General features: G+C 62.4%; 22 protein-coding genes. 12 read left to right on the top strand and 10 right to left on the bottom strand.

Annotated elements, in window-relative coordinates:
* Positions 1-111: 111 nt before the first annotated feature.
* Entirely contained in the window at positions 112-2,562 is a 2,451-nt protein-coding gene (locus tag DMX06_RS11150) for an AAA family ATPase (RefSeq protein ID WP_258378832.1), read from the bottom strand.
* Positions 2,563-3,945: 1,383 nt separating this feature from the next.
* Here DMX06_RS11150 and DMX06_RS11145 point away from each other — a divergent pair.
* Together DMX06_RS11145 and DMX06_RS11140 are read left to right on the top strand one after the other, a co-directional pair.
* A complete protein-coding gene (locus DMX06_RS11145) occupies positions 3,946-4,176 on the top strand; it encodes a hypothetical protein (RefSeq protein ID WP_110736959.1) in 231 nt (76 codons plus the stop codon).
* Between the two features lie 162 nt (positions 4,177-4,338).
* On the top strand, positions 4,339-5,307 hold the full coding sequence (locus DMX06_RS11140) for a LysR family transcriptional regulator (protein WP_062575165.1): 969 nt from the start codon (positions 4,339-4,341) through the stop codon (positions 5,305-5,307).
* Between the two features lie 19 nt (positions 5,308-5,326).
* Here DMX06_RS11140 and DMX06_RS11135 read toward each other — a convergent pair whose 3' ends face one another.
* A complete protein-coding gene (locus tag DMX06_RS11135; protein WP_110736956.1) occupies positions 5,327-5,788 on the bottom strand; it encodes a Rid family hydrolase in 462 nt (153 codons plus the stop codon).
* A 259-nt stretch (positions 5,789-6,047) separates the two neighbouring features.
* Between DMX06_RS11135 and DMX06_RS11130 the strand changes: the two genes are divergently transcribed.
* The 3 genes from DMX06_RS11130 (at position 6,048) to DMX06_RS11120 (ending at position 8,334) form a co-directional block, all read left to right on the top strand.
* The gene (locus DMX06_RS11130; protein ID WP_028689876.1) at positions 6,048-6,731 is read left to right on the top strand and encodes a hydrolase; all 684 of its coding nucleotides are present in this window, start codon (positions 6,048-6,050) and stop codon (positions 6,729-6,731) included.
* Between the two features lie 163 nt (positions 6,732-6,894).
* Positions 6,895-7,281 (top strand): helix-turn-helix domain-containing protein, encoded by a 387-nt coding sequence (locus DMX06_RS11125; RefSeq protein ID WP_110736953.1) that lies wholly within the window; start codon positions 6,895-6,897, stop codon positions 7,279-7,281.
* A gap of 39 nt (positions 7,282-7,320) precedes the next feature.
* Positions 7,321-8,334: an alpha/beta hydrolase gene (locus DMX06_RS11120; protein ID WP_110736950.1), complete on the top strand. Its 1,014-nt coding sequence runs from the start codon at positions 7,321-7,323 to the stop codon at positions 8,332-8,334.
* Positions 8,335-8,462: 128 nt separating this feature from the next.
* Here the strand turns inward: DMX06_RS11120 and DMX06_RS11115 are convergent, their stop codons facing one another.
* Positions 8,463-9,059, bottom strand: coding sequence for a transglycosylase SLT domain-containing protein (locus tag DMX06_RS11115; RefSeq protein ID WP_011535688.1), 597 nt, complete (start codon positions 9,057-9,059; stop codon positions 8,463-8,465).
* Between the two features lie 143 nt (positions 9,060-9,202).
* On the opposite strand from DMX06_RS11115, the gene DMX06_RS11110 reads away from it, so the two are divergent.
* Positions 9,203-10,330 carry a helix-turn-helix domain-containing protein gene (locus DMX06_RS11110; RefSeq protein WP_258378831.1) on the top strand — a complete coding sequence of 376 codons (1,128 nt, stop codon included), beginning with the start codon at positions 9,203-9,205 and terminating at the stop codon, positions 10,328-10,330.
* A gap of 146 nt (positions 10,331-10,476) precedes the next feature.
* Here DMX06_RS11110 and DMX06_RS11105 read toward each other — a convergent pair whose 3' ends face one another.
* The 3 genes from DMX06_RS11105 to DMX06_RS11095 all read right to left on the bottom strand — a co-directional run bounded on the left by DMX06_RS11105 (position 10,477) and on the right by DMX06_RS11095 (position 13,155).
* Positions 10,477-11,259, bottom strand: a complete 783-nt coding sequence (locus DMX06_RS11105; RefSeq protein ID WP_110736946.1) for a hypothetical protein — start codon at positions 11,257-11,259, stop codon at positions 10,477-10,479.
* 118 nt (positions 11,260-11,377) lie between these two features.
* A complete protein-coding gene (locus DMX06_RS11100; protein WP_110736943.1) occupies positions 11,378-12,157 on the bottom strand; it encodes a hypothetical protein in 780 nt (259 codons plus the stop codon).
* On the bottom strand, positions 12,136-13,155 hold the full coding sequence (locus DMX06_RS11095) for a hypothetical protein (RefSeq protein WP_110736940.1): 1,020 nt from the start codon (positions 13,153-13,155) through the stop codon (positions 12,136-12,138). Before DMX06_RS11095 ends, DMX06_RS11100 begins: the two co-directional genes overlap by 22 nt.
* A 196-nt stretch (positions 13,156-13,351) precedes the next feature.
* Here DMX06_RS11095 and DMX06_RS11090 point away from each other — a divergent pair, with 196 nt between their 5' ends.
* Positions 13,352-14,116, top strand: a complete 765-nt coding sequence (locus DMX06_RS11090) for a carbon-nitrogen hydrolase family protein (RefSeq protein WP_110736937.1) — start codon at positions 13,352-13,354, stop codon at positions 14,114-14,116.
* A 15-nt stretch (positions 14,117-14,131) separates the two neighbouring features.
* On the opposite strand, the gene DMX06_RS11085 is transcribed toward DMX06_RS11090, so the two are convergent.
* Entirely contained in the window at positions 14,132-15,676 is a 1,545-nt protein-coding gene (locus DMX06_RS11085; protein ID WP_258378830.1) for a methylenetetrahydrofolate reductase C-terminal domain-containing protein, read from the bottom strand.
* A gap of 372 nt (positions 15,677-16,048) precedes the next feature.
* On the opposite strand from DMX06_RS11085, the gene metE reads away from it, so the two are divergent.
* A complete protein-coding gene (gene metE, locus DMX06_RS11080; protein WP_110736934.1) occupies positions 16,049-18,340 on the top strand; it encodes a 5-methyltetrahydropteroyltriglutamate--homocysteine S-methyltransferase in 2,292 nt (763 codons plus the stop codon).
* A gap of 160 nt (positions 18,341-18,500) precedes the next feature.
* Complete coding sequence (locus DMX06_RS11070) at positions 18,501-19,025, top strand: histidine phosphatase family protein (protein WP_110736929.1); 525 nt, start codon at positions 18,501-18,503, stop codon at positions 19,023-19,025.
* Positions 19,026-19,195: 170 nt separating this feature from the next.
* Here the strand turns inward: DMX06_RS11070 and DMX06_RS11065 are convergent, their stop codons facing one another.
* Complete coding sequence (locus DMX06_RS11065) at positions 19,196-20,149, bottom strand: arsenic resistance protein (protein WP_110736927.1); 954 nt, start codon at positions 20,147-20,149, stop codon at positions 19,196-19,198.
* 75 nt (positions 20,150-20,224) lie between these two features.
* Here DMX06_RS11065 and DMX06_RS11060 point away from each other — a divergent pair, with 75 nt between their 5' ends.
* Positions 20,225-20,932: an SDR family NAD(P)-dependent oxidoreductase gene (locus tag DMX06_RS11060; protein WP_110736925.1), complete on the top strand. Its 708-nt coding sequence runs from the start codon at positions 20,225-20,227 to the stop codon at positions 20,930-20,932.
* 86 nt (positions 20,933-21,018) lie between these two features.
* On the opposite strand, the gene DMX06_RS11055 is transcribed toward DMX06_RS11060, so the two are convergent.
* Complete coding sequence (locus DMX06_RS11055; RefSeq protein ID WP_110736923.1) at positions 21,019-22,197, bottom strand: acetyl-CoA C-acetyltransferase; 1,179 nt, start codon at positions 22,195-22,197, stop codon at positions 21,019-21,021.
* Positions 22,198-22,375: 178 nt separating this feature from the next.
* Here DMX06_RS11055 and DMX06_RS11050 point away from each other — a divergent pair, with 178 nt between their 5' ends.
* Both DMX06_RS11050 and DMX06_RS11045 read left to right on the top strand, forming a co-directional pair.
* Complete coding sequence (locus DMX06_RS11050; protein WP_110736922.1) at positions 22,376-22,645, top strand: PepSY domain-containing protein; 270 nt, start codon at positions 22,376-22,378, stop codon at positions 22,643-22,645.
* Entirely contained in the window at positions 22,642-23,175 is a 534-nt protein-coding gene (locus tag DMX06_RS11045; RefSeq protein WP_110736920.1) for a cytochrome b/b6 domain-containing protein, read from the top strand. The genes DMX06_RS11050 and DMX06_RS11045 overlap by 4 nt, the downstream gene beginning before the upstream one ends.
* Before the next feature lie 147 nt (positions 23,176-23,322).
* Here DMX06_RS11045 and DMX06_RS11040 read toward each other — a convergent pair whose 3' ends face one another.
* The gene (locus DMX06_RS11040; RefSeq protein ID WP_110736918.1) at positions 23,323-24,447 is read right to left on the bottom strand and encodes an agmatine deiminase family protein; all 1,125 of its coding nucleotides are present in this window, start codon (positions 24,445-24,447) and stop codon (positions 23,323-23,325) included.
* Positions 24,448-24,451 lie beyond the last annotated feature (4 nt).

Genomic DNA, 24,451 nt, shown 5'->3' with positions numbered 1-24,451 from the left:
GAGCACCAGGCAGGCAGCTTCGCGCTTGAACTCAGGGGTAAAGGTACGGCGTTGCTTGGTCATCGGACACCTCTCTGTGGCGAGCATTCTCGCCTAAATGGGTGTCCGGGGTTAGTAGACCACTACATTTGATACCTTCGCGACCTTGTGCAATTTTCCTTGTGTGTTGATCGCACGTCTGAATCGGCCTACGACATCTGCCAAAAGAATGTGCTCAATCGTCTTTTCGACGATCACTCTGAAGTCACTGCATGCGCTTTTGCCGAGCGTCTCGTAATCGTCCACTTCGGCCCTTTCCTGGTGTTTTTTCAGGCGCGTAATAGTGTTGTCGATCAAACCTCGAACCGCGCTTTCCGGTTTCAGGTCTCGGGCGCTAGCGGTGGCAACGATGCCAGCCACTTTGTTCATTCTTCTTAGCGAGGTCAGCGTCGGCTTGACGGATGGCATCGCAGGCATCTTGCTCCATTTTTCCGTAACCGCGTCGACCAATGCCACTAAGGAGAGTCGGTGAGTAAAAATGATGACCTGGCGGGTCGCGGATAAGGACACCAATCGCTCAACGACCTTCTCTTCAAAATCTTGGTCAAGCGACGAAATCGGGTCATCAAAAATGAAGGGGGCCAGTTGGTTCGAGCCGGTGGTGTCTGCTAGAAACGCAGCTAGGGCCGCAATTCTGGTTTCACCCTCGCTCAAAATATAATCCAGGCCATGCGAGCCATGCGCTCCCACCAAGTTCAACCCGAAGGTGATCTTCCCTTTACCGCCCGATTTACTCTGTGGAGCGATTGGCATGCGGTGGCCGCCCAATAGCTTCAATTCCTCCAAGAATCGAGTCTGATAACCAGCGTCTAGCTCTGTCTTGGCCAAATCATTTTTCTTGGAGGTCAAGGCGTTGGTAGCGGCTGAGCGGGAGGCTTTATCTATAGCCGCAACGGCGATCAATCTCGCCCTTTCAGCGCTGATCGATGCTTTATTCTGGGAAAGCCATTGCTTGGCTTGGAGCTGCTGAACCCGGCTCTGTACTGCCTGACGATGCTCGTCCTGTAGCATCGCAGATAGGCTCACCTCTTCTGTGATCAGGTCTGCAGACTTGGTCTTAACCGCTTCGTTTATGCTCGACCAGTCGAAAGGTTGCAAGGCGCTTACAGGGCTGCCTATGGCAATTTGATCAAGCCGTGCCTTCAATAGGCCAAGCCAAGTGATCCCATCAGCTTCTTCAAAGCCTAGAGTGGATATGTGAACGATCCAGTCAGCTTGTCCGGGAAGGATTGGCAACAGCTTTTTACGATCAACAAAACTTTTTTCAGCCGTCTTAGCAGTTGTTTCTAGGCCGTCGGTCACGAACTTCTCAAACCCTGTCAGCCTGGCTTTAGCGTCTTTGCTGAGGTTCTGGTGGCAAAGCACGCAGCGTGAGTCAGTTGAGACGTTAGGGAATGGCGTGTTGACGTAGGCTGTACCGGTGGAGTAGGCGCGGGCTTGTTCCCACATCTTCTGCCAGGTTGCGGAGCCGATACCTTCAAGCTCTGCCTTGCCGAAGATTGCTGCTGCCGCCTCTTCGCAGGCGCTTCTCGCCTTGGCGGCTGTATTTTTCAGGTTTTCGAGTTCGCCGGCCGTCGCGTCGTTTAGGCCCAGTTGAAGTGCCGACATCGCTGTTTCAATACTTTTCAGCGCGGTCTTTTCATTGTTAATGGCCAAAAGGCGGCCCGCAATGTCTTTCTCTGCAAGCAGGGCTTCGCTCTCAATACGCTCTTTATCGAGCTGTTGGGTGTACAGGCATTCCTTATCGATGCTCGCGGGAGTGGTCGTACCTTTCAAACTCTGAAGCCATCTCGCTTCAGCTGTGTGATTTAGGGCTGATGGAAGGGCGGGTAGCGCCTTGCTGAGTAATGCCTTTTCCCCGGCCAGTTCTGCACTCACAGCGTCTGCTGTGGAGATCAGAGCCGACACAAATTTCATCCTGCTAGGCTCATAGCATGCCTCAGTCCGGCCCATGTACTGCTGAGCAGCCTTACTATCAAAAACCTGTGCGTGCCGCAGAGCCTTGTGGGGCCCGCTTGAGATATCCCAGTGAACATCAGCTGGTTTACCGTCAATGGACACCTTGAAGTGCGCACGGCAGGGCGTAGGTGTTGAGTCGAAGACATTGCCGTGAATATCGTCTTTGGATCGTGACCCGCAGATCTGTTTCAGCAACCGTGCAAACCCGCTTTTGCCGGTTCCATTCTGTCCATAAATCACGGAGAGATTGCTTTTGCCGAAGGGCAAAGCGGCACCGGGCTTGATTGCATTCAGTCCATGTACATCAAGGATCTCTTCAATCCGAAGCAAAGGTCTGTTGGCCACCTGCGACAACGTGCCAGGAGCAACCGTCAGAAATCCTGGATCAGCCTCGTTCTTGGCTTCGAGTTTACAAAGCCTGGCTAGAGACTTGATTTCATCCTGAGTGAGTTGCCGCTTTGAGTCGATGAGCATTCGAGCTGCTGTCTGCAGCCACTTGGGGCGTCCGCTCAGCCAGGTTTCGAAGTCATCGGCTACTACAGGCACTATCTCAATCTTCGTCATGTCGAGCTCATCTCTTAGGGGAATTCCTGAGCGTAGGCGCTACATGGCGTTTCGGTATTATTTGGCCATCACAATCTTTTCAAAATGTGGCTATTAATAGTCTCGAATACTTACGGGCTTACGAAGCGAAAGCTGGCGCGACCCCTCCGAAACCGTCCCGGAGACATTCGAGCATCCTTTCATTGAGGCAGCACGAAGCTGATCAGAAACCCCTTGTTGGATTTATCGGCAGGCCGAGCTGATTGGGGGAAGGTCAATGGTCTGAAAGGGGGGCAGGGGCACATGGTGTTTTCTGGGTGTCAATGGTGCTGGTTGGGTAAGGTAAATTCAGTTAATCCCTGTGCCAAGAATTGACAGTCAACCACTGTCACGCCCTGCTCGAGCTAACACCTGATTTCTCTGGGGGTAGGGTGTGTCAATCTCCAGAGCAGTCAGATGGTGCCAAATTTACCTGGAACCCAAAATATCCCGATTCGATTCCACTGAAAGCCATAACCAGCTGATTTGTTTATAGACACCCTATGAGGTACATCAAAAAATCCACAAAATTCCAGCCCCGCGAAAACCGGGCCCTCACGGCCAACAACCGTCCGTCTGTTTCCGCACCAGCACCTAAGAAGTCACCGCAGTCCTTGCAGTGTGGGCGTTTTGTTTCTGGCCATCTCAGCAAGCCTCATCAATGACCAGATGTAGCTAACCTGCACGCGTCTGCTGTGAAATGGCTGCTGTACGCAGAAGACCATCTGGTCTGCCGGGTTATCTTTTCCTCGGTTCGCCAATCTGCGTAAAGCAGCCACCCTCACCACTCAGAACGCAATCTATATCGAGTGCGTTTTCACCATGGCAGCAGTACGTGGGACACCTCAGGTGTGCCGGTCCCTTTCGTTCCGGTCGGCCAACCCACGTACTGTTGCCACCCTGTCCCTCCGTGCAATCCATTTCCTACGTTTTCCATCGCCATTTCCCATCCCCAAGACCCTTGCGCTAGAAGCCCCCAAGGAATAAATTCCCTACCAGTCGCGGCAAATTCCGCGACCGGGTTTGGCGACCCGGATAAACTTGGCGCAGCAGCGCCCCACACGATTGCAGGCGCTTTTTTTGCGTCCGCAGCCTCGTGCCATGGCGGCTGTGCGCGGGAGATCTTCGGGTCTGCCGGGTTCCAAGTTCCCGGTTCGCCAACCTGCGTACAGCTGCCACCCATTGTTTGGCGACAGTGCGTGGTGGTTCCAACCTAACTTGGAGTCTCATGCATGACCATCACACGTCTGTACAGGATCCTCGCATCCGCTCTCCGCCGCCCAACCCCCGCGGCCACCCCATCCCCAACCTTCTACCCGATCGACAGCCACTCCCTCGCCACCCGCGCCAACCGGGAGGTTCCCCATGCCTGACCATGAACGCCTGTCCACCCTCCAGAGCTACATCTGGACCCTCGAACTGCTAGGCGAGGCGCTGGTCCAGCACGACGAGGTACTGGAGTGCGAGCACAACCCGCAACTGAGCTTCCGCAACACAGCGGGCATCCACCAGGCAATCCGGATCATCAGCCGGTTGGCCAGCGAGCAGTTCGGCAAGCTGGAGGCGATGAAAGACGAGAGTGTTTCCGAAGACTGATGCCGCGCATCACCGGGGCCGCGTTGCGGCCCTATTGCGTGGCGTGCCCTGATCGACCGCCACTTGCACCGCCCGGTTTTCAACCAGTCGCCAGAACAATATGGCTGCTTCACCCACCCCCCATCTCGTATCATCAGCGCCTTCGCATCCGGAACGAACTGTGTGAAATCGCCAACTGGAAAAGCGCCAACTGCCGCTGATGGGCCGAAGTGGGACGTCGCCGAGGCTGTCAATCAGCTCTCGTGGGACGACTTGCGCATCATCAAGACGCTCAGTGATTGCGGCAACCGTGCGGCGACGGCCAAGAAGCTTGGCATCAATGTCTCCACCGTTTCGCGTCGGGTTGCCCAGGTCGAGCGAACGCTCGGCATCGCGCTGTTCGACCACCGCAAATCAGGCTATCTGCTCACCGCCGAGGGCGCGGAACTGCGAGCACTCGCCGAGCGCGTGGAGCTGGATATCGTCAGCGTCACGCGGCGTGTTTCACGTTCAGGCCAAGGCCCGCTGGGGAAACTTCGCATTACCACCAGCGACTCGCTGCTGCTGTACTTCTTCACCCCCATCATCGCGGACTTCAAGGCCCTGAACGAGGGGATCAGCCTCGAGGTGCTGGTGGGCAATGAAACCCTCAGCCTCGCCCGGGATGAATCGGATATCGCCATTCGGGCGACGAGAAAACCTGCGGAGAGCCTGGTGGGCCGTAAACTGGCGAACATTGCCTGGGCACCTTATTGCAGCGCCAAGCAGGTGACTGCCGAGCCCCTTTTCGCAGAGGGGCAGGCATGGGTGTCGTACTCGGCGGCGCTCTGCGGTTTGCGGGCGACAAGCTATGTCGAAAGCCGGGTCGCCGCTGAGCGCATTGCCTACCGCACCGACTCCGTTGCAGCCGCAAGCGTCGCCATCGCGGCGGGCCTGGGGTATGGATTCCTGCCCTGCATGCTGGGCGACATCACCCCGGGGTTGGTACGCGCAGGCCCAGTGGTGCCAGAGCTTCAGGACGAGCTGTGGCTGCTGACGCACCAGGACATTCGCAAGTCGTGGCGCGTCAAAGCATTCATGACCTTCTGCGCCGCTGCCGTGGCCAGTCAAAAGCCCTTGGTCGAGGGGCAGTCGGTACTCCCGGTCAGCTGATCGCAACCGGGAGTGCAGCTTAGATTTCCCGGGCGCCAATCACGGCCTTGCAGGCGATCTCGATCAATTGCGGGCGCTGGGCAAGCCTCGACACCCCAATGATATTGCTCGCGCACTGAGGCCGCTCAGTGCCATAGGCCGCCTTGCGCACTTTGCCGACCACCGCGAACGCAGCGTCCATGTCCAGTACATAAAGCGTTTCCTCGACAACGTCTTGCAGCGTTGCGCCATACAAGGCGAGCAGCTTGGCAATGTTGTCGTAGGCGACCTGCATCTGCTCGCCCATCGACGAGAAATCGCTGGGCTTGCCGTCGGCGTTCAGCGGCGCCGGGGCCAGCAGATTGCCGGCCTCGTCATGGTTGAACTGGCCTGATACGTAGATCTCGTTGCCTACCCGCCGTGCCTGCGGATAGCCATACGCCTCCTCCCAGGAAACGCCCCAGTAGGCGGTCTGCTTGTTGAACGGTTGTGAAGCTGCCATTGCATTCTCCTGCACATGACGGACCGGCTTGATCCGAATGGAACGGCGAATGCTAGCAGCGCGGTCGCGTATTCAATGGCGCAAAAATGAGCCGTTAGAGGCGCAAAAGTGCGCCACCGAAAGGCGCTTTGTTTCGTTATCTTTTGCTCGTCCTCAAGCAACGACGCTGAGGTGCGTACTCGTGGCTACGGCAATGCCCGCAACGTGCGGGCCCCGAAACGGGTGCGATCGAACTTCATCAAATTGAAAGGAAACAACAATGAGCAATCCTAAGACTGAAGTCCTGACCCCGTTCAACAGCCAACTGATCTTCATCGATCAGCAGCCACAGATGGCTTTCGGCGTTCAGAGCATCGACCGGCAAACGCTGAAGAACAACACCGTTGGCCTGGCCAAGGCCGCGAAGATTTTCAATATCCCCACCACCTTCACCACGGTCGAGACGCAAAGCTTCTCGGGCCACACCTACCCCGAGCTGCTCGCGGTGTTCCCCGACGCGCCGCTGCTGGAGCGCACCTCGATGAACTCCTGGGATGACCAGAAGGTGCGCGACGCACTCAAGCGCAATGGCCGCAACAAGATCATCGTCTCCGGCTTGTGGACCGAGGTCTGCAACGCCACCTTCGCCCTGTCGGCAATGAACGATGCCGGCTATGAAATCTACATGGTCGCCGACGCCTCCGGCGGCACCACCAAGGAAGCCCACGATTACGCCATGCAGCGCATGATCCAGGCCGGCGTGGTGCCGGTGACCTGGCAGCAGGTGCTGCTGGAATGGCAGCGGGACTGGAAGAACCGCGACACCTACGACGCCGTGATGGAGCTGGTGAAGGAGCATTCCGGTGCCTATGGCATGGGCGTCGACTACGCCTACACCATGGTGCACAAGGCGCCTGAGCGCGTTCAGCATGGCCCCACCTTGGCGCCTGTCGCTGCTGTCTGAGCCTTTGCCAGCCCCTGCCTTGGGGGCTGTTCACTGACGTGCGAAGGGTGCGCAGTGGGCTGATCCGAATCAATGAGCCTGGCCTGGAACCTCTGGGGTCTCCAGCGCACAGTGCTGTTCGCGTCAGGCGCTCGCATCCTGCTACCTGGATTGATGGGTGTGTATGAACAAGGACAACTCTACCGTGCTGGCGACGCTGACACTGGCTTCGACAGGGCAGCTCAAATCCTGGCAGTTGAGAACGGCCAAACAGCTGATGCTGGACAGGCTGGATACCTGCCTATCAGTGACTGAAATCGCCCAAGCGTGCGCATTGTCGCGCAGTCACTTCTCACGCATGTTCAAGGAAAGTACCCGGATGTCCCCGCAACAATGGCTGCGTGAACAGCGGGTGATGAAGAGCAGGGAGCTATTGAAGACTTCCACGATGTTGCTCGCGGAGATCGCACTGGAATGCGGCTTCTGCGATCAATCTCACTTCTGCCGCACCTTCGTGAAGGCTGAAGGCATGACACCAAAGGCTTGGCAGCAACAAGCCATCTGCACGTGACCATCTGACTACTGCCTCAACAGAAACAGGGGAAATGAATTGAACGTTTTGACCAAAACACTCGCGGGCTCGCTGCTTGCCTTGTCGATCGGTAACGCATTCGCTGACGCTGGCGTCGAGCACAACACCCAGGCATTCCTCGATGCCTTGAACGCGGGCGGTGGCAAACCCATCGAGCAACTTTCGCCGAAGGATGCCCGCGCGGTGCTGAGCGGCGCCCAGGCTGGGGTGAAACTGACGCTGCCCAAGGCGGATGTCAGCGAGAAGACCATCACCGTCGATGGCCAGGCCATCCGCTTGACCATCGTGCGCCCAGCGGGTGTGAAGGGGACCTTGCCGGTGTTCATGTACTTCCACGGCGGCGGCTGGGTGCTCGGCGACTTCCCGACCCATGAGCGCCTGGTGCGCGACCTGGTCGTCGGCTCCGGGGCGGTGGCGGTGTTCGTCAACTACACCCCGTCCCCTGAAGCGCACTACCCGACGGCGATCAACCAGGCCTACGCGGCAACCCGATGGGTGGCCGAGCACGGCAAGGACATCAATGTCGACGGCAAGCGCCTGGCGGTCGCGGGCAGCAGCGTCGGCGGCAACATGGCGGCGGTGGTCAGCCTGATGGCCAAGGACAAAGGCACCCCGGCCATCAAGTACCAGGTGCTGCTGTGGCCGGTGACCGACGCCAACTTCGAGACCGCGTCGTACAACCAGTTCGCCGAGGGGCACTTCCTCACCCGCAACATGATGAAGTGGTTCTGGGACAACTACACCACCGACCCCAAGCAACGTGCCGAGATCTACGCCTCGCCGCTGCGCGCGACCACCGAGCAGTTGAAAGGCCTGCCGCCAGCGCTGGTGCAGACCGCGAGTGCCGATGTGCTGCGTGATGAAGGGGAAGCCTATGCTCGCAAGCTGGACCAAGCCGGCGTGCCGGTCACGGCGGTGCGCTACAACGGCATGATCCATGACTATGGCTTGCTGAACGTGGTCAGCCAGGTGCCGGCGGTACGCGCGGCAATGCTGCAGGCTGGCGAGGCGCTGAAAGTGCATTTGAAGTGACCCCACCCAAGCCCGCAGGTGGATGCCATGAACGGGCGATCACCGTGGGAAACGAAAAACCCGCCAGGCAGCGGGCTTTTTCGTTTCTGGTTTAGCGGTAGCGATCGGCAACGTATTGCCAGGCGGGTCTACCAGAACCACCCACCCCGCGCGAGCTCCTGCTCGCAACTCCGATACTGCGCCCCAAACACCGAAGCCCGGGCCTGGACCTTCTGCGAAACGTTCTTCAACCACGGCTTGGCGTCGTAGCTGCGGTTGCGGTAGCCGCCCCAGCCTTCGTGGTAATTCAGGTACTGGCCATAGGCGTCCCACTTGGACACGCCGTTGACCTGCTGGCTCTTCTGCATGTACCAGCCCATGAAGTCGATCGCGTCGGCGAAGTCGTCGCGGGCGGCGCCCCAGCCGCCGGCATCGCGCTTGTAGTCGGCCCAGGTCTCGTCCTTGGCCTGGGCGTAGCCGTAGGCGGTGCTGACCCGGCCCCAGGGGATGAAGCCGAGGAAGTAGTAGCGCGGCGGCAGGGCGTCGTGCTTGAACGACGACTCCTGGTACATCATCGCCATCGGCACCTGCACCGGCGCACCCCAGCGCGCCTGCATCTTCAGCGCCGCCTCGTGCCATTTCGGCTTCTCGCGGAAGATCTCGCAGAGGTTGTCGGGGTTGGCCGGGGGCTTGGTGGCGCAGCCGGCAAGCAGCAGGAGCAGGGCTGGCATCAAGAGCCGAAGCATGGACGGTTTCCTTTGGCAGACGTCGGGGGGCGCGGGTTGCTGGCGCTTTATACATTCTTTGGTGATGCATATGAATCAGGGGGTGTTGCGCGATGCCGAGCTGGACGCGGTGGGACGGTCGTCACCCATGGCTCGACGGGTAAGTGTATCGGGTTTATATTTCTTTGAAATTTTATGGAATCGTAAACCGAGGGAGACAGCCGATGATCGGCGAGCGGCTCAAACGTGCCCGCGCTGCTGCTGGCCTGTCGATGCAGGCGCTAGGTGATCAGGTGGGCGTGAGCGCCAACATGATCAAGAAGTATGAACATGACCAGAGCATGCCCAGTTCCGGCGTGCTCGTGCGTTTGTGCAAGGCGCTATCGGTACGCGCCGAGTACTTTTTCCGCCCTGCCAAGGTCGAGCTGGCGGGTGTCGAATATCGCAAGCGTTGCAGCACGCCCAAGGCGATCCTCAAGCGCATCGAGGCCGATGTGCTGGATCAGGCGGAGCGTTGGCAGGAACTGATCAACCTGTGGCCGGACTATCCCGTGCAGGCGTTCAGCGCGCCGGCAGGGCTGCCCGCACAGTTGGTCTCGCTGCAGGCGGTCGACAGCCTGGCGGACCATGTGCGGCAGCTGTGGGGCCTGGGGGCGAGCCCGATTCCCGATTTGATCGACGTGCTGGAGACGCATGGGATTCTGGTGATCATCACCCAGGTCGATGCGCAGGCGAAGTTCGATGGTTTGCAGGCCAGTGTGGCGGGGCAGCCGGTCATCGTGGTGTCGGCGGACTGGCCGGGTGACCGGCAGCGGTTCACCCTGGCCCACGAACTCGGCCACCTGCTGATGCACGGTCGGTTGGCCGAAGGGCTGGACGAGGAAAAGGCCTGTAACCGTTTCGCCTCGGCATTGCTGGTGCCGGCCAGCGCCATGCGGCAGCATTTGGGCAACAAACGCCACATGCTGGAGGTGCGCGAGTTGTATCTGCTCAAGGCGGAATTTGGGCTCAGCATGCAGGGTTGCCTGTATCGCGCTGGCGACCTGGAGATTATCCCGCAGGCTGTGCGTGAGCGGCTGTTCATGGTGTTCGTCAAACAGGGCTGGCGCAAGCAGGAGCCGGGGGCGGCTTATCGGCAAGAAACCACGCGGCTGTTCCAGCAACTGGTCTACCGTGCGCTGGGGGAGGGGATTGTCGGCGAGTCCAAGGCGGCGGAGCTGCTGGGCATGACGGTCTATCAGTTCCACCAGGCACGCAAACTGGAGATACTGGATGCAGCTGCTAATCAGTGATGCAAACATCTTGATCAGGTGAATTTCTGAGCTGTGGGCTTGGGTGATTACAGTCCACAAAGCTTGTTCACAGTCTTGGCTCGCCGGGGCCGCTTTGCGGCCCTTTCGCGACACGAGGCCGCTCCTACAGGGGGCGATGTAGGCCGTTAGCGGGCGCTCGCCTGCTCGATCAGCAACTGCCAGTTGCGAGCTTCCTGCCAGTCATCGGCGAAGGGCAGTTGAATCCAGTAGGGATGCTGGCCGGCGCTCTGCAACTGCACGTGCAGGGTGAAGGTGCGCACGGTGTCGTGGGTAGTGGTCGAGGTGGAGCGGGACTTGCCGCCGCCGATCATGCCGAACTGATTGTTGAACGCGTAGACGTTGCGCCAGCCGTGCTTGGTGGTGGTCTTGGTAGTGCTGCGGGTGACGGCCTGTTCGTCCACGCGCACCTGCTTGACCACCCGTGGCGCGTCCATCAGTGCGTGGCGCTCGCCGACCTCCGGGGCCAGCACGTACAGCACGTGGCTGTCGGGGAACACCGCCAGCATGCGCCCGCCGCGGCAGACCCAGCGATACGGCCCCAGGGCCTGGCTGGCCAGGAATGCCTTGCCTTCCTCCATCCGCGCCGCATCGAGCGTGCGCCAGGCCTTGTCCAGCGCGCGCTGGCGCGGGTACCACAGCACCGACACCGGGTAGTACAGCAGCCACAACAGGCACCAGAGCAACACGGCATAGATCGGCCCGCCGATGTAATGCCCCTGCCAGATCCACTTGAGCATCAGGTAGCCGCAGTAGGCTGTCTGTACACCCATGAATGCCAGGGTGACCTGGCGTCTGCGCTGGTGCAGGCAGGCTTCGGCCTGCCGTACCTGTTCAAGGGCGCGGCTGAGCGGCTCGGGTGTGGCGGTGAGGGTGGTATCGGCGGCGGCAACGTGTTGCTGAACTGACATAGGGCATCCTGCGCATGAAGGCTACGCGCCACTCTGGGCGCGACGGGGCGGGAGTATACCTTGGGTAAAAGGCAGGGTTCGAGCCGGGCTCGGGATGCTGGATGTGGTGGGGAAGGTGTCACTGGCGGTGTTGGGCGGGTGGATCAATACCAAACGCTATAGCCAGGCGCTCAATGATCGATTCGCGAGTGCCTTTCAAACCCATGGCTTTCAGATCCATTTCTTCTTCAGCCAAATGCTCCAGAAACAGTGCCATGTCGTTGGCAATCCCCGACGGCAGACTTACCCATTCACCTGTCAGCAAGCCTGTCAGCATCATGATGTCATTGCGGTGCTTACGAATGTTCCGGGAGTCGACGTGCTCTCCTGCAGATTTACGCGCTGACAGGTCCAGCCAGGCTTTGGCCTTGAACGGAATCAATCGGTCTGCGCCGATGTATGAGAGTGTGCCGTTCTGTTGGCGACCTTCGAGCAGAAAGGCGTAATAGCCTTCATCGAGCAAGATTGCCGAGAGGCTGGAGACGGATTCGTCGGTGGGGATTGGCGTCAGCGTGGCGAGTTCGGGATGGTCGAGCCCGTCGGGCGTACGGGAGAACAGTTCGAGCTGCGCAGGGTAGGTTTCGTCCGTGGGGTTCTGGAACCGATAGAACACTGGGCGTGCGGTGCTGGCTTGGCGGATCTGGTAGCCACCGCTGTGGACGAATGCCCAGAACGCCCCGACGAACTGGCTGTCCAGCGCTTCGATGATCAGAACGATATCGAGGTCCTTGGTGGTCCTGAATGAGACACCGGCCTTGTCCATCACAAGCGAGGAAGCCACCCCGCCAATCAGCACGTACTGATCGCGATAGTGGCTGAAGTGCTGCCCGAAAAGCGTTAGTCCCCTGACCCCAACCATTCCACCTGCTCCCTGAGTTGATCGAGCGCCATCTGGACGCGCTCATCCTGGCTATTGTCCAGGCTCAGGAGCAGGGAGGCTGCATCGGCATGGTTGCCGGATGTCTCGAGGGTGTCGTAGGCCCAGATTTCCACCCACGCCCGGGTGTCGTCCACCGATTGGCTAAGGTGCAGCGAGCCATCGCCAAGCAGCGCATCAAAGCGCCGCTTGGTCATGCCGTAGACGGGCTGCGCGGGTGCGGCCAGGAGCGTCTGGCTGGCCAGGGCGGTTTCACCGGCCAGGAAAACACCATGGCCGAGAGGTGGTTCGGCGGAAATTGCGACTTTGCGTTTCACCGGGGAGCGCAGGTAAGGCCGTGCCTGTTTGAACAGCTCGGGCGTGCTGGCGCTGAAGGTATAGATCTGCACCGCGCCTTTGTGTTGGCTGGCGATCAGCAGGCCAGTCTGAAGCAGTTGGTCCACGACCTTCGAGAGGGTCACGCGGCTGTAGTGCAGGTCATCCATCAGTGCGCTGGCCGGAAATGGCGTGGCGTTGATCACGCCCTCATAGAGGCGGGCAAGCAACATCGCCTGTGTTGCCGGGAGCAGCGCGGTGATGGCGGCCTGCTCGCGGCGCTGGCGGAAACGTTCGCGTAGGTCCATGGCCAGTTCGGGTATGAACAGTTGATACCCTGGCTGGATGAAGTTCAGCTGGTGGCTGATCAGGCTGCGACGGTCGGCGGGGGACAGGGCAGGGCAGACGTAAACGGGTATGGCGTTGGTGGCTTGGCTTATCTGGGCGATGTGTTTAGTGAGCGTTATCGCGCCTGGATAGCTTGGAGTACTGGGAAAGAGCAGCAACAACGCAAGCGACGACGGCGTGAACTGGAGGGTGAGTTCGAAACAGGTGTAAGCGTCCTGGAGATGGTAGGGGAGCCTGGGGGACACCGGTTTCAAGTGAGTGGGCACACCCAGGATGGACTCAAGGTAGCGCTGGGTTTCCTTGCGTGGGTTAACCATGTCGAGAGCGTGTCGTGTTAAGTGATTTTTGCACTGTAAACCTGAGTAGTTAACAAATCAAAAAATGGTTTACATATGGATCTTCTAGCGGCCCATCGCGGGGCAATCCCGCTCCCACGCCGACCCATCGTTGATGCAAAGGTTGTCTTCCGGACGGTAGCCGAGCAGAGTCTGCCTACCTTGTCAGGAGACGCCCATGCCATCCGCCGTTTTCGCCGCCGCCCAATGCGCCATTGGTGATGGCGACCTCCCCGCCAACCTGGCCTTGCACCTGGCGTTCATGCGCCAGGCCCATGAGCATGGCGTGGACCTGTTGCTCTTCCCCGAACTGTCGCTCACGGGGTACGCCCCCGCGTTGGCCAGTGGCCTGGCGCAGGACCTGGACACGCCGCTGCTGGCGCCACTGCGCCAGCTTGCCCAGGAAGCGGGCATGACCACGGTGGTCGGGATGCCGCTCAAGGTACCGGGCCAGGACAAGCCGCGAATTGCGGCCTGCATCCTCCACCCGGATGGCTCGATTGCGGTCTATACCAAGCAGCACCTGCATACCGGCGAGGGCAAGTTCTTCAGTGCGGGGAGCGGCGGCGAGTTGTTGTCCGTCGCGGGGCTGTCCGTGGCCTTGTCGGTGTGTGCCGATTTCAGCCATCCGGGGCATGCCGCCCAGGCGGCGCAGCGCGGTGCGCAGGTGTACGCGACGGGTGTGCTGATCGGGGAGGGTGGGTATCCGGCGGATAGCGCGTTGCTGCAGGGTTATGCACAGCGGCATGCCATGGCCGTGCTCATGGCCAACCATGGCGGCACCTCGGGCGGCTGGGCGGCGGCTGGCCGCAGCGCGTTCTGGGACGAGCAGGGGCGGTGTGTCGTGACTGCTTCAGCTACCGGGAATCGGCTGTTGGTTGTTTCCGGTCAGGCTGGGGAGTGGCAGGGAGTGGAGGTTTCACTGGCTCAGCACGCAGGCTGATCCGCTCGTGCCTGGCTACAGGTCGTCCAGTGAGACCTTCACTCGTTGTGGCGCAGCCAGGCGCTCCCGTGTTTTGGCAAGCAGGTCGTCGTCGCTCATCGGTGTGGGCTCGGCAATGTTAAGTGGTGCAGGCTCGAACCACACCGGCCACGAACTGCGATGCCGGTTCTCCACCTGCACGCAAGGAATCAACCGCTCGCGCAACACCTCGGTCTTGCCCACGCTCACCGCCAGCCGATACTTGGCACTGTGCACGCACTCCCGATCGCCAAACTCGCAACGGTCCAGGCTCGTGCCACCGCACGGCCCATTCGCCAGCCCTTTGGGGCAGGTCTCGGGGCAGATGTAGAGCGTGTCCTCCAACCGGCAACTGCCGCAGGTATCGCACCCCACCAGCGGGCGTTTGATACGCCGCTCCAGCTGATGCAGCCACGTCGCCGCCGTGGGGTTGGCCCACAGCGGCCGGGTTACAGCCCAGCCGAAGGCCTTGCTCAAGGCCGTGGTGCGGCTGAACAGCTGATGGTGCATCGCCGAAAGCAGGTGATAGCGGGCCTTTTCCTTGTTCGATGCGGTGATCTGCCGTTGCCCGAGGCGCCAGGCATGTCCGGGTGGGTGGAAGGTGACCGGCGCCAGGTCCGCTTCCTGCCAGGCCGCTTCCCAGGCCGGGGTCCAGTCCTGCAGTGAGGTGAACTGCGGCTGCAGCGTGTCGATGGCCTGCTCCAGCGCTTCGAACTGCGCCACCTCGTGGATACCGGACAGGTGCACGCCGGCATAGCCCATCAACTTCAGGCCGATCACCTGCAAGGCCAGGCGATGGTTGGCGCGTGCCTTGGCGTAGGCCTTGGACAGCGCCGTTTCGGCGGCCAGCAGCGCCCGCATCGACGGCGTGACGGTCACCCCGGCAACGTGATCGAGCATCCCGGCGCGGCCCTCGGTCAGCGCCATGATGCAGGCCATCAGCGGCTTGGGCCGGGGCTGGCGCTGCATCCAGTCGAAGGCTTCCTGGTGTTTGTCGATATCGAAACCGAGCTGCAGGATGAACAGGTCGGCGCCGGCGGCGAGTTTCTTTTCGGCCTTGCAGTATTGCGCGCCGCCTTCGGCTTCCTGGTACTTGAACGGGTTGAGCGCGGCGGCCAGCAGCCAGTGGGGGCGGGCCTGGCGGACGATCTGCAGGGCGGCGACCGATTCCAGGTAGCGCACCGGTCGTTCGTCCGGGTTGTGGCCGGGCAGGCGGTCGCCGGTGAGCAGCAGGAGCTGGTCGAGGCCGGCGGCGTCCATGCGTTGCAGCTGGGCCAGCAGGTCGCGGCGTTCGCGGTCCTTGCCGGAGAAGTGCAGCAGGGCGGGGACGGGGTTCGAGAGGCTGCTGAAGGCGTCCAGTGGCGACATGTCCAGGGCGCTGGCGACGCGGTCGCCGATGGCCACGGTCATGGGCCAGCCGCACAGCCGGGTGCGGGCCATGAGGGCTTCGAGGGTGGCGAAACGCTCGGCGCCGGGCTTGGGGACGAATTCCAGGATGCAGGCGAAGGCGTTGGCGTCCAGGGTCGTTTTCAGCAGGCTCATGGGGTACGGGCTACCGGGTTGGGGCAGGGTGGCAGTGTGCGGCAGATTGGCGGGTGGGGCATGTCTGATTGCGCGGAGTACTGTGCTGGTTGAGACATTCACAACGTTCTGTCAGGCGACGCAGATCCCTGTAGGAGCGGCCTTGTGTCGCGAAAGGGCCGCAAAGCGGCCCCGGCAATCTTTGCATCAACACTGAAATCCTGGGGCTGCTTCGCAGCCCTTTCGCGACACAAGGCCGCTCCTACAGGGTTCATCATTTCGATCATTCATCATGAACAAATCTTGATTTCATCTCAAATTTAATGAGTTTGTCTCACTTTTGCCCCGCGCCCAGAATGCCCTCATTCACTTTAAGGTTCGAGGGACGACAACATGGCACTGGCACACAACCTGGGGTTCCCGCGCATCGGCCGCGACCGCGAGCTGAAGAAAGCCCAGGAGGCCTTCTGGAAGGGCGAGCTGGACGAAGCCGGCCTGCGTGCCGTGGGCCGTGGCCTGCGCGCCGCGCACTGGCAGGTGCAGAAGGCCGCCGGCATCGAGCTGCTGCCAGTGGGCGACTTCGCCTGGTACGACCAGGTGCTGACCCATTCGCTGACCTTCGGTGTGATCCCCGAGCGCTTCCGTGCCAAGGACGGTGCCAAGCCGACCCTGCAGACCCTGTTCGCCATGGCCCGAGGCGTCAGTGACAGCTGCTGCAACGGCGCCCACGCCCAGGAAATGACCAAGTGGTTCGACACCAACTACCACTACCTGGTCCCCGAATTCACCGCCGACCAACAGTTCGCCCTGAGCTGGGAGCAGCTGTTCGAAGAGGTCGAGGAAGCCAAGGCCCTGGGCCATGCGGTAAAGCCGGTGCTAATCGGCCCGCTGACCTACCTGTGGCTGGGCAAGACCAAGGGCGCCGATTTCGACAAGCTGGAGCTGCTCGACCGCCTGTTGCCGCTGTACGACCATATCCTCAACCGCCTGGCCGTGCAGGGCGTGGAGTGGGTGCAGATCGACGAGCCGATTCTCGCCCTGGACCTGCCGCAGGACTGGAAGAACGCCTACGAGCGCGTCTACAACATCCTCCAGCGCGCCCCGCTGAAAAAGCTGATCGCCACCTACTTCGGCGGCCTGGAAGACAACCTGGGCCTGGCCGCCAACCTGCCGGTCGATGGCCTGCACATCGACCTGGTGCGCGCCCCGGATCAGTACCCGACCATCCTCGACCGCCTGCCGGCCTACAAGGTGCTGTCGCTGGGCGTGGTCAACGGCCGCAACGTCTGGCGCTGCGACCTCGACAAGGCGCTGGACGTGCTGCGCCATGCCCATGAGCGCCTGGGTGATCGGCTGTGGGTGGCGCCGTCGTGCTCGCTGCTGCACAGCCCGGTGGACCTGGCGCGTGAAGACCAGCTCGATGACGAACTGAAGAGCTGGCTGGCCTTCGCCGTGCAGAAGTGCCAGGAAGTAGCGCTGCTGGCCAAGGCGCTCAACCAGCCCGAGGCTGCCGATGTCGTCGAGGCGCTGGCGCAGAGTCGCGCCGTGCAAGACAGTCGCGCCACCTCGCCGCGTATTCATAAGCCAGCGGTGCAGGCTCGTGTCGCCGCGATCAAGCCAGCCGACAGCCAGCGCGCCACCGCTTTCGAGCAGCGTATTGCCAAGCAGCGTGCCGGGCTGGACCTGCCGGCATTTCCGACCACCACCATCGGTTCGTTTCCGCAGACTTCGGCGATCCGCCTGGCGCGCCAGTCGTTCAAGCAGGGCAAGCTGACCGAGGCCGATTACGTCGAGGCCATGCACAGCGAGATCCGCCATGCGGTGCAGATCCAGGAAAACCTGGGCCTGGACGTGCTGGTGCACGGCGAGGCCGAGCGCAACGACATGGTCGAGTACTTCGCCGAGCAACTGGACGGTTATGTGTTTACCCGCTTCGGCTGGGTGCAGAGCTATGGTTCGCGCTGCGTGAAGCCTGCGGTGATCTTCGGTGACCTGAGCCGTCCGAAGGCCATGACCGTGGCGTGGATCAAGTACGCCCAGGGCCTGACCCGTAAGGTGATGAAGGGCATGCTGACGGGCCCGGTGACCATGCTGATGTGGTCCTTCCCGCGCGAGGATGTGAGCCGCGAAGTGCAGGCCCGTCAGCTGGCGCTGGCGATCCGCGACGAGGTGGTGGACCTGGAGGCGGCGGGCATCAAGATCGTGCAGATCGACGAAGCCGCCTTCCGCGAAGGCCTGCCGTTGCGCCGCAGTGCCTGGCCGCACTACCTGGAATGGGCCACCGAGGCGTTCCGCCTGTGCGCCTCGGGCGTGCGGGATGAAACGCAGATCCACACCCACATGTGCTACAGCGAGTTCAACGACGTGATCGAGTCGATCGCGGCGATGGATGCCGATGTGATCACCATCGAGACCTCGCGTTCGGACATGGAGTTGCTGGAGGCGTTCGAGCGCTTCGACTACCCGAACGAGATCGGCCCGGGGGTGTACGACATCCACTCGCCACGGGTGCCGAGCAAGGAAGAGATGGTCAACTTGCTACGCAAGGCTGCCCGGCGGATTCCGGCGGAGCGGCTGTGGGTCAACCCGGACTGTGGGTTGAAGACCCGTGCCTGGCCGGAGACTGAGGCGGCGTTGGTGAATATGGTGGCCGCTGCCCGGGAGTTGCGCGCCATGGTTCGGTGACCGTCGGGGGCGCTTTGCGCCCCTTTCGCGACACAAGGCCGCTCCTACAGGGGATCGCGGTCTTCTGTAGGAGCGGCCTTGTGTCGCGAAAGGGCTGCATAGCAGCCCCGGGATCATTCAGGCAACATCGTGCTTTCGAGTCCGAGCAGAACACCCAGCCATGAAACCCACCCACCTCACCCTGATCTGCCACGCCTGCACCGAGGCGCAACGGGTGGGACGTTTCGCCGTGGACGACGAGCCGCTGCGTGATCCGTCGTCGCTTTCGGTTGATCTGCCCACAACCGCCCGCTACCTCACGGCACCTGAGCTACGTACCCGCCAGACTGCCGAGGGCCTGAACGCGACTGTCGACGAAGGCCTGCGCGACTGCGACCTCGGCAACTGGAAAGGCATCCCGCTCAAGCAATTGGACGAAGCCGCCCTCCGGGTTTGGCTTTCCGATCCCCAGGCTACCCCTCACGGTGGCGAATCCATCGCCATGCTGTGCGAGCGTGTCGCGACCTGGATGGATACAGCACTGGCGCCGGGCGAGTGGATCGCCATCACCCATCCCTTCGTCATTCGCGCCGCGATGCTGCATGCGTTGGGCGCGCCTTTCGAGTCGTTTCACCGGATTGATGTGCCGCCCCTGGCCCGCGTGCGCTTGAGCCATTACGGGCAATGGCGGCTGCAATTGGGCTGATGCCTGTGCATTGGCCGCTATCGCCGGGGCCGCTTCGCAGCCCTTTCGCGACACGAGGCCGCTCCCACAGGTACAGCAGTGCCCTTGAGGGATATGCTGTACCTGTGGGAGCGGCCTTGCCGAGGCGTCGGACCGGTCGGAAAGGGGCGCGAAGCGGCCCCATGGCATGCCTACCGCCGCACCAACGCCGGCACGGTCCGCACATAGATCAACTCGCTCACCAACTCCACCAGCGTCTGGGTAATCACCGCCGCTGCCGCCAACGCCCGGATCGACTCCGGCAGCGCCAACGCCAACGGCAGCACCACCAGCGAATTACGCGTGGCGGCGCTGAAGGTCACAGCCCGCGCTTCCCCTGTGGACAACTTGAACAGCCGCGCCGCGCCCCAGCCAAGAAACGGCGCCAGCAGGGCAAAACCGACATACACCGGCACCACCGGCAGCAGGTCGTCCAGCCGGCTGGCCATCACGCTGATCTGCGAGCCGATCACCGCGACCAACACCAGGGCCATGGCCGGCACCGGCAGCCAGGCCCAGGCATCGTTCCATTTCGCCACCAGCGCCGAGCGCCGCGCCCCGGCACTGGTGGCGACGGCCAGCAGCAGCGGCAGCACGATCAGCAGCACGAAAGCCTCGACAAAGGGCACGACGGAAATCTCGACCTGGCCGCCACCGAGCATCAATGCCAGGTACAGCGGCAACAGCGCCAGTTGCACCAGCAACAGCACCGGCGTCGCCGCCAGGGTCAGGCGCGAGTCGCCTTTTCCGATATGGGTGAACACGACCACGTAGTCGATGCACGGCGTCAGCAGCACCAGCAAGGCGCCGACCAGCACGGCGGGGTGCTCGACCAGCCCACGGGTACCGGCCCACACCAGCAGCGGCACCAGCACGAAGTTGGCCAGCAGCAGCGCGCCCATGAAGCGCCGATTGCCCAGGCCGGCGCGCAGGTCGAGGAAGGGGATCTGCAGGAACATCGCGTACATCAGCACCGCGATGGCCGGCGTCACCAGCGCCTCCAGCGGGCGAGCGACGCCCGGTGTGAACAGGCCGATGGCGGCGGCCAGCACCACGGCAATGAAGTAGAGGGGGATCTGATTGCGCTCGAGTTGATCTCTGTCCACGGCTTACGGTTATTTCCGACTGATTTGCTGGGTTGGGCAGGGTACTATCTGGCGCAGTCCATAGGGAGTGATTCGATGCGAATTCTGGTGGTCGGTGCGAGCAAGGGATTGGGGCAGGCGCTGGTGCAGGGCCTCGGTGGGCATGGCGATACGCTGATCGGTGTGTCGCGCAGCAGGCCGGCGTCGCTGCCGGGCACGGCGCAGTGGATCGAGGCCGACCTCGGCCAGCCGCGCCAGGCCGCGGCGATCATCCATGAGGCGGTGGCCGATGGTGGGCTGGACGTGCTGGTGTACAACGTCGGCATCTGGGAGGCGCGGGCCTTCGAGGAGAACTACAGCTTTCTCGACGATGACGAAGCGCAGATCGAGCGCATGGTCGACACCAACATCACCGCGCCGCTGCTGCTGATCCGGCGCTTGCTGCCGGTGCTGCTCAGGAGCGAGCGGCCACGGATCATCCTGACCGGTTCCACCTCCGGCCTGCCAGGCAGTGGCCGTCCCGAGGTGACCTTCGGCGCCAGCAAGTTCGGCCTGCGCGGCATCGCCGAGGCGCTGCGTGAAGGTTTCCGCGACCAGGGCCTTGGCGTGAGTTGCCTGAACCTTGGCTACCTGAACACCGAGGACGGATTGGATGTGCCGCTGGCCGAGGCCGAGCAGCGCGGCGAGGGAACACTGATTCCACTGCACGACGTGGTGCAGGTGTGCCGGATGATGCTGAGCCTGTCGTCGGCCAGCTATGTTCGCGACATCACCCTGCCGGCGCTACGCGACGAGCGCTTCTGAACGAGTGGAGCCCAGTCGCGGGGCAAGCCCGCTCCCACGAAAAGCGCTTCAGCTTTGTGGGAGCGGGCTCGCGATAGACCTTCAGATCAACGCTCGATTGCCAATGCCACGCCCTGGCCACCGCCAATGCACAGCGTCGCCAGGCCTTTCTTGGCATCACGCTTGATCATCTCGTGCAGCAGGGTCACCAGCACTCGGCAGCCCGAGGCGCCGATCGGGTGGCCTAGGGCGATGGCGCCGCCATTGACGTTGACCTTCGCCGCATCCCATTCCAGCTGCTTGCCCACGGCCAGTGCCTGGGCGGCAAAGGCTTCGTTGGCCTCGATCAGGTCCAGCTCGCCCAACTGCCAGCCGGCCTTTTCCAGGCAGCGTTGGGTCGCCGACACCGGGCCGATGCCCATGATCGCCGGGTCCACGCCGGCGCTCGCATAGGCGGCGATCTTCGCCAGTACCGGCAGGCCCAGGGCCTTGGCCTTGCTGGCGCTCATCAGCAGCACCGCGGCGGCGCCGTCGTTGAGGCTGGAGGCGTTGCCGGCGGTGACGCTGCCGTCTTTCTTGAACGCGGCGCGCAGCTTGCCCAGGGACTCGGCAGTGGTGCCGGGGCGTGGCTGCTCGTCAGTGTCGAACACCAGCGGCTCGCCTTTTTTCTGCGGGATATGGATCGGGGTGATCTCGTCCTTGAAGCGCCCGGCCTCGATGGCGGCCACGGCCTTGCGCTGCGACTCGGCGGCGAAGGCGTCCTGTTGTTCTCGGGTGAGGGCGTACTTGTCCACCAGGTTCTCGGCGGTGATGCCCATGTGGTAGTCGTTGAAGGCATCCCACAGGCCATCGGTGATCATGCTGTCGATCAGCTGGCCGTGGCCCATGCGCTGGCCGGTGCGCGCCGAAGGCATCACGTAGGGCGCCAGGCTCATGCTCTCCTGGCCACCGGCGATCACCACCTCGGCGTCACCGCAGCGGATGGCCTGGGCGGCCAGGTGCAGGGCTTTGAGGCCCGAGCCGCAGACCTTGTTCAGGGTCAGCGCCGGGACCTCGAAGGGCAGGCCGGCCTTGACCGCGGCCTGGCGTGCGGGGTTCTGGCCGGCGCCGGCGGTAAGCACCTGGCCGAGGATCACTTCGTCGACCTGGGCCGGGTCCAGCTGGGTCTGGGCCAGCAGCTGGCGGATCACGGCGGCGCCCAGCTCCACGGCGGACACGTTGGCCAGGGCCCCCTGGAAACTGCCGATGGCAGTGCGGGTGGCGGCGACGATGACGACTTCGTTCATTGTTGTTCTCCGGGATGCGGGCGTGATCCTCACAGCATCCCCGCCTGGGGCTTATTTGAGAAGTTTGTTTTTCTTTGCCATTGATCTGAAATTCAAATGAATGATTGGCGCGGGTCGGTGCCTTCAATCGGGCAGGGCTAAGCTTGGCTGGTTCCCGCCAACAACAAGGGGTTCGACCATGCGCCATTCAGTGATCGCCATCACCCTGCTGCTCGCCAGCGCCGGTGCGTTCGCCAGGACCGAGTGCACCACCGCCGATCGCAGCACCTGGCAGGATGCCGACAAGTTCCAGGCCCAGCTCAAGGAGCAGGGCTACAAGATCAACAAGTTCCAGGTCACCAAGGGCAATTGCTACGAGATCTACGGTTTCGACAAGGACGGCCGCAAGGTCGAGATCTACCACGACCCGGTGACGGGCAAGGCGGTCAAGACCGAGTACCATAAGTGACCGCCAGCGTGCAGCTGTGGGACCCGTTGCTCAGGGTGTGCCACTGGTCGCTCGCGCTGGTGTTCTTCGCCGACTATTTCGTCAACGAGGCCGGTGACGACTGGCACCAGTGGCTGGGCTACTACGCCTGCGTGTGCCTGGTGATACGGTTGACGTGGGGCTTCGTCGGGCCGCGCAGTGCGCGCTGGGCGGATTTCTGGCCGACGCCTGCGCGCCTGCTGGGCCATGCACGGGCGCTGTGGTGCGGCGAGCGTTATCACCGCCTGGGGCACACGCCGATCGGCGCGCTGGTGATGGTGCTGATGATGACCGGCATCGCCAGCCTGGGCCTGACCGGCTGGATGATGCTGGAGGTGGATGCGTTGTGGGGCGCCGAGTGGCTGGAAACGCTGCACAGCTGGCTGGCCGATGGCCTGCTGGCGCTGGTCTGCGTGCACCTGCTGGCGGCACTGGTGGAGAGCGTGCGGCTGCGCGAGAACCTGCCGTGGTCGATGGTGACGGGGCGGCGCAGGTCCTCTGAGGATCCGTGAAAGAGGGGCCGCTTTGCGGCCCTTTCCGGCCGGTCCGACGCCTCGGCAAGGCCGCTCCTACAGAGGGAACGCAATCCCTGTAGGAGCGGCCTTGCCGAGGCGTCGGACCGGTCGGAAAGGGCTGCGCAGCAGCCCCGGCAATCGTGCCTACACCGCCGGGCACTGGTTGGTCACGCAGTGAATCCCGCCGCCACCCGCTGCAATCGCATCGATATCCAGCTGCACCACCTTGCGCCCCGGATAGAGCTTCACCAACAACGCCCGCGCCTTCTCGTCGGCACTGCGGTCACCAAACTGCGGCGCGATCACCGCGCCATTGATGACGAAGTAGTTGATATACCCCGCCGCGAAGTCCGGATTGTCTTCGCTGAACTTGCTGCGCCGAGGCTTGAGCGGTGGCGACATCGTATGTACCTGCAACTTGCGCCCATCGGCATCGGTGGCGTTGCGCAGGATTTCCAGGTGCTCGAGGGTCACGTCGTGGTCGTAGGAGTCCGGATCGTTGTCCAGGTTCGCCACCACCACGCCGGGCGCCGCGAAGCGCGCATAGAAGTCCACATGGGCATCGGTGATGTCCTTGCCCTTGATGCCCGGCAGCCAGATGATCTTGCGCAGCCCCAGCCGCTCCTTCAATTCGGCCTCGACCTGGGCCTTGCTCCAGCCGGGGTTGCGGTTGCCGTTGATCCAGCTGCTCTCGGTCATTATCCCGGTGCCGTGACCATCCACCTCGATACCGCCACCTTCACCCACCAATTCGCTCTGCTGATACTGGGCGCCGGCCAACTTGGCGACGCGGGCCGCCAGCTTGGCGTCGTAGCGGTGCTGCTGCTTGCCGCCCCAGCCGTTGAAGTTGAAGTCCACCGCGCCCAGCGCGCCGTCGTCGTCGACCACGAAGTTGGCGCCGATGTCGCGCATCCAGATGTCGTCCAGCTCGGTCTCGACGTAGGTGATGTTGTGGCTGCCGCACTCCTCCTCGGCGATATCGCGCTCGCTGGCGCGGCAGAACACCGTCACCGGCTGGAACGCGGCGATGGCCCGGGCGATGCGCCCGAGGGCCGCCTGGACGTCTTCGGTGAAGTCTTCCCAGATGGCGTCCTGGGCGCCGAAGGCGATGTAGGCGCGCTGGTGCGGTTCGCCCTCGTCGGGCATGAACCAGCGGCCAGACTCGGCGGCGCGGGCGCTGCTGCCGCCGAACGGCAGGCCGAAGCTGGCGGCGGCGCCGAGGCCGGCGACGACGCTCATTTGCTGGAGGAAGGTACGGCGAGTGGGCATGGGG

The sequence above is a fragment of the Pseudomonas mosselii genome, assembly GCF_003205295.1.
In the GTDB taxonomy this organism is placed as follows: Bacteria; Pseudomonadota; Gammaproteobacteria; order Pseudomonadales; family Pseudomonadaceae; genus Aquipseudomonas; species Aquipseudomonas mosselii_B.
The sequence above is the reverse complement of the archived record's forward strand: the minus strand, read 5'-3'. Positions and strand labels throughout refer to the sequence as shown.

Bases quoted from the DNA above. Each gene is read 5' to 3' on its own strand.
- DMX06_RS11055 (WP_110736923.1), bottom strand. From the start codon at position 22,197: ATGAACGAAGTCGTCATCGTCGCCGCCACCCGCACTGCCATCGGCAGT.
- DMX06_RS11095 (WP_110736940.1), bottom strand. From the start codon at position 13,155: ATGGTTAACCCACGCAAGGAAACCCAGCGCTACCTTGAGTCCATCCTG.
- DMX06_RS11130 (WP_028689876.1), top strand. From the start codon at position 6,048: ATGAGCAATCCTAAGACTGAAGTCCTGACCCCGTTCAACAGCCAACTG.
- DMX06_RS11060 (WP_110736925.1), top strand. From the start codon at position 20,225: ATGCGAATTCTGGTGGTCGGTGCGAGCAAGGGATTGGGGCAGGCGCTG.
- DMX06_RS11070 (WP_110736929.1), top strand. From the start codon at position 18,501: ATGAAACCCACCCACCTCACCCTGATCTGCCACGCCTGCACCGAGGCG.
- DMX06_RS11150 (WP_258378832.1), bottom strand. From the start codon at position 2,562: ATGACGAAGATTGAGATAGTGCCTGTAGTAGCCGATGACTTCGAAACC.
- metE (WP_110736934.1), top strand. From the start codon at position 16,049: ATGGCACTGGCACACAACCTGGGGTTCCCGCGCATCGGCCGCGACCGC.
- DMX06_RS11135 (WP_110736956.1), bottom strand. From the start codon at position 5,788: ATGGCAGCTTCACAACCGTTCAACAAGCAGACCGCCTACTGGGGCGTT.
- DMX06_RS11100 (WP_110736943.1), bottom strand. From the start codon at position 12,157: ATGGTTGGGGTCAGGGGACTAACGCTTTTCGGGCAGCACTTCAGCCAC.
- DMX06_RS11040 (WP_110736918.1), bottom strand. From the start codon at position 24,447: ATGCCCACTCGCCGTACCTTCCTCCAGCAAATGAGCGTCGTCGCCGGC.
- DMX06_RS11050 (WP_110736922.1), top strand. From the start codon at position 22,376: ATGCGCCATTCAGTGATCGCCATCACCCTGCTGCTCGCCAGCGCCGGT.
- DMX06_RS11085 (WP_258378830.1), bottom strand. From the start codon at position 15,676: ATGAGCCTGCTGAAAACGACCCTGGACGCCAACGCCTTCGCCTGCATC.
- DMX06_RS11105 (WP_110736946.1), bottom strand. From the start codon at position 11,259: ATGTCAGTTCAGCAACACGTTGCCGCCGCCGATACCACCCTCACCGCC.
- DMX06_RS11090 (WP_110736937.1), top strand. From the start codon at position 13,352: ATGCCATCCGCCGTTTTCGCCGCCGCCCAATGCGCCATTGGTGATGGC.
- DMX06_RS11125 (WP_110736953.1), top strand. From the start codon at position 6,895: ATGAACAAGGACAACTCTACCGTGCTGGCGACGCTGACACTGGCTTCG.
- DMX06_RS11115 (WP_011535688.1), bottom strand. From the start codon at position 9,059: ATGCTTCGGCTCTTGATGCCAGCCCTGCTCCTGCTGCTTGCCGGCTGC.
- DMX06_RS11145 (WP_110736959.1), top strand. From the start codon at position 3,946: ATGCCTGACCATGAACGCCTGTCCACCCTCCAGAGCTACATCTGGACC.